General features: G+C 44.9%; 3 protein-coding genes. 2 read left to right on the top strand and 1 reads right to left on the bottom strand.

All coding sequences use genetic code 11. The annotated features are described in order from the left end of the window. Together AC5590_RS20780 and AC5590_RS20775 are read left to right on the top strand one after the other, a co-directional pair. Nucleotides 1-496: nSTAND1 domain-containing NTPase (locus AC5590_RS20780; RefSeq protein WP_441293687.1), on the top strand; the 496-nt coding region annotated here is incomplete at its 5' end. Continuing rightward, nucleotides 493-1,755 (top strand): tetratricopeptide repeat protein, encoded by a 1,263-nt coding sequence (locus tag AC5590_RS20775; RefSeq protein ID WP_246162762.1) that lies wholly within the window; start codon nt 493-495, stop codon nt 1,753-1,755. The genes AC5590_RS20780 and AC5590_RS20775, both read left to right, overlap by 4 nt. Before the next feature lie 599 nt (nt 1,756-2,354). Here the strand turns inward: AC5590_RS20775 and AC5590_RS20770 are convergent. Then, nucleotides 2,355-3,260, bottom strand: coding sequence for an alpha/beta fold hydrolase (locus AC5590_RS20770; protein ID WP_169268932.1), 906 nt, complete (start codon nt 3,258-3,260; stop codon nt 2,355-2,357). Nucleotides 3,261-3,447: the final 187 nt, after the last annotated feature.

Below are 3,447 nucleotides of genomic sequence, written 5' to 3'. Positions count from 1 at the left end.
GCTGAAGCGAGAAATAAACCGCATTGTTCAGCAATGTATAAGTTTTATGGAGCAGTGTGTACTTCTCAATGCCTGCTATAGTGAGGTGCAAGCAAAAGCGATTAGCCAACACGTCAATTATGTGATTGGCATGAACCAAGCGGTTGGGGATAAAGCAGCAATAGCATTTTCTGTGGCATTTTATGATGCTCTAGCAGCAGGACAACAGGTGGAGTTTGCTTATGAATTAGGTTGCTCGATCTTAATAAAATATTTAGAGCAGCAAACTCCAGTTCTATTTAAAAAAGAGCAAATTAGTATCATCCCCAGCCAACCAGAAATAGACATTATTCCACCTAATCCCTATCAAGGATTAGCAGCATTTGGAGAAGAAGATGCAGCATTCTTTTTTGGAAGGGAAACATTTGTCAACGGTTTGGTAGAAGCAGTTAAAAAACAGCCCTACAGCAAAACCGCACACTCACTCATCAAGCATACCAAGAGATCGGGGGTGTGAAAAAAGCGCTAGCAAATCATGCCGAGCAAGTTTACCAAAAATTGAGTGAAACAAAACAAAAAGCTGCACAGCGCATCTTTGTGCAATTGGTGCGCCCAGGGGAAGGAACTGAGGATACTCGTCGCATCGCCACCCGCAAAGAAGTAGGAGATGAGAATTGGGGATTGGTGAGTGATTTAGCAGGATACACAGCCCGTTTGGTTGTCACCGGACATGATGAGAAATCTGGGGAAGATACAGTGGAGGTTGTCCATGAAGCCCTAATCCGCGAATGGCAAACGCTGCGCGAGTGGATGAAAAAAGACCGTTTGTTTCGAGCTTGGCAAGAGCGGTTAAGGGATATCATACATCAGTGGGAAGAGACAAAACGAGATGAAGGAGTATTGTTGCGTGGTGTGCCGCTGTCAGAGGCAGAAGAAAAATTAAAACAACGTCGCGAAGAGCTAAGTTTATCAGAGCAAGATTTTATTCAACTTAGTATTGAAGTACGCGATCGCCAGCTTCGAGAAGAGAAAGCCCGTAAGCAAAGGGGAATTGCTGGTGTCTCAGCGGCAGCATTGACGATTATCACGACATTGGGGGGGACAACTTGGTATCAGTATAAACAAGCAGAAACTAACTCTGCTATAGCTAAATACTACTCACAAGCGTTTATTGAGGCTGCGGACGGAAACAAGAAAGGAGCATTAAACTCTTTTGACCAAGCTGTGAAACTAAATCCTAACTATGCTATTAACTACTTTGCCCGAGCGTTTGTCCGTGATGACTTGGGAGACAAAAAAGGCGCAATAGACGATTTAAACCAAGCGCTGCGCCTAGATCCTAACGATGCTACTGCCTACTACAACCGAGGGACTGCCCGTAGAAACTTGGGAGACAACAAAGGCGCATTAGACGATTACAACCAAGCGCTGCGCCTCAATCCTAACTATACTAACGCCTACTACAACCGAGGGAATGCCCGTGATGACTTGGGAGACAAAAAAGGCGCATTAGACGATTACAACCAAGCGCTGCGCCTCAATCCTAACACTGCTGACGCCTACTACAACCGAGCGCTTGTCCGTAGTAACTTGGGAGACAAAAAAGGCGCATTAGAAGATTACAACCAAGCCCTGCGCCTTAATCCTAACGATCCTGACGCCTACTACGGCCGAGGGCTTGTCCGTAGTGACTTGGGAGACAAAAAAGGCGCATTAGAAGATTACAACCAAGCCCTGCGCCTAAGGGGGGAGGGCGCGAAGAAGCAAAAAAAATAATCTTATTATGGCTTATCCTAATTATGGCAACAATTTTAAACTTAGTTATTAGGGCGCGTAATTTAACTGGGTAAGCTTTTTCTTCATTACAGTCAGCAACCCAGCCCTAAAGGGACTGAGCTTGCAAGAGAAATCTAGCAAGTTGTGCTGACCAGACCACCCTGAGCGTAGTCGAAGGGTAAACGTTATTTGAGTCACGACACCTCGGAATGCGTAGCCAGTTCCCCGCTCTGTCGCTTGTGATTAAACAGTTCTAAGGTCACTGGAACAGTGTTGCAAGCCCAACAAGCTCTTATAACAGGTCGAGGCTAACTTCACTCCCGAAAGGGAAGGCTCTACGGAGCAAAACCGTTATGCGTACAGGGGAGCCAGTACTGAAGGAGGGTTTCCCTCCGTAGGTATCTGGCGTTTGGTGATTTGAGATGGTAACTGCCCCATTGAAAGTACATTGCAAAAGTACACCGAGTTAACCAACCCCAAGGCGGTAATGGAATCAATACCGGGGTGAGGTTGTACGAAAATCGTGGGCAAGCATAAGGGTAAAATCTTGAATCACTCCGACGCAAGTGTAAATGATATTACAAAAAAGGAAAAGCTGTTCAAACAGATGACTCAAGTAAAGGTAAAAATTTCCTAATTAGCCCAATCGTGACAGCAGGAAGTTCCAATTGGGGGGTTAAGCCTACATCCTCTAAGTTATAAAAGATGCGGACTGCCTGAGGGTTCATGTCTGCAAGTCGGCGACCTATTTCTGGTCCTGTAAATTCTGACTTTTGCCCCCAAATCATGGCAGTAGGAATGGTCAATTGAGTTATATATTGAGATAAATCAAAAGATAAATCACCACGTACGAAAGCAAGAGCAGCATACTCTCCATTAAACTGTTGAGCAGATTGCAAATATGCTTCGACAATTTCAGGATAAACTCGTTCTGGACGAGCAAATTGACGTTCTTCCAAAAAGCTGCGAATGCCAAAACTGCTAGAAACCCCAGTCATGTAAAGCAATCGATCTACAACTGGGATGTTGACAATTTGAGCAGATAAACTCTTGCTGTAATCTTGTCCAAATTCAGCCAAACCTGCTGGTGTGGTCAAAATTAAAGACTTGAATAAATCGGGGCGAAGAATCGCAGCGCGAATCGTGAAAGCAGCAGTGAGTGAAGAGGCGATCGCACTAATCGGACCATTGCAAGTCCTTTCTATGAACTCAATAATAGTTTGAATGTAGTCATTAACACTATAACTTCGAGCCGGATGGTCAGAGCGTCCCCACCCAATCAAATCCGGCGCGACGATTCGATAATCCGCAGCAAAAGCTGGATAAACTTTAGACCACTCGTAAGCAGAAGAACCACCACCAAACGCGTGTAGGAAAACTAATGTTTTCTCGCTTGATTGCTCAACATTTGTGTCAGACCACGGTTTTCCAACAGCAGTATAGTACACCATTCTTCCTAGCGTGGTCATCACATATTTCTCACCAAACCCAGGGGGTAAAAACATAGAAAGACCTCATGTGCTGCATTATCCATTTCCATCGTGAAGACAGCAGCTAGGAAACGACATCATTCTAAAGTTAAATCTATAGCAGGGAACAGGGAATAGGGAACAGGGAACAGGGAACAGGGAACAGGGAACAGACTTTCAAGTCTCTTGGTGACCGTGTTTTCTCATTAGTTCGTGTCCTAAT

It is taken from the genome of Brasilonema octagenarum UFV-OR1, assembly GCF_963888615.1.
Classification (GTDB): Bacteria; Cyanobacteriota; Cyanobacteriia; order Cyanobacteriales; family Nostocaceae; genus Brasilonema; species Brasilonema sennae.
This window is presented reverse-complemented; position numbering and strand designations above follow the sequence as displayed.

What these genes read in the sequence shown, in the direction of transcription:
- AC5590_RS20770 (WP_169268932.1), bottom strand. Translation starts at nt 3,260, where the DNA reads ATGTTTTTACCCCCTGGGTTTGGTGAGAAATATGTGATGACCACGCTA.